Annotated in this window: 1 protein-coding gene; it reads left to right on the top strand. The window is 32.9% G+C overall.

Features of this window, described 5'->3' with window-relative positions; all coding sequences use genetic code 11:
• Positions 1-255: helix-turn-helix domain-containing protein (locus ACFE6N_RS23595; RefSeq protein ID WP_378940394.1), on the top strand; the 255-nt coding region annotated here is incomplete at both ends.

Raw genomic sequence — 255 nt, 5'->3', positions numbered from 1 at the left:
AGAAAGCACGGAACGGAATTTAAACTGCAGATTATTAAAGATTATCAAAAGGGAAACTCAGTTACTTCCTTATCTAAGAAATGGAATATATCAAGGTCATTGATAACTAAATGGACTGACCATTATCGCTTATCTGGCGCAAAAGGATTGCTAGCTAAGCGTTATGATTACTATACAACATCATTTAAGTTAAAGGTGGTTAAATTTTCTAAGAATAAGGGACTATCTTTGCGTGACTGTTGTCTTCAATTTAAT

Source organism: Pedobacter sp. BG31 (assembly GCF_042464845.1).
Taxonomy (GTDB): Bacteria; Bacteroidota; Bacteroidia; order Sphingobacteriales; family Sphingobacteriaceae; genus Pedobacter; species Pedobacter suwonensis.
Note: the sequence above shows the minus strand (reverse complement) of the source record. Positions and strands in the feature narration are given on the sequence as shown.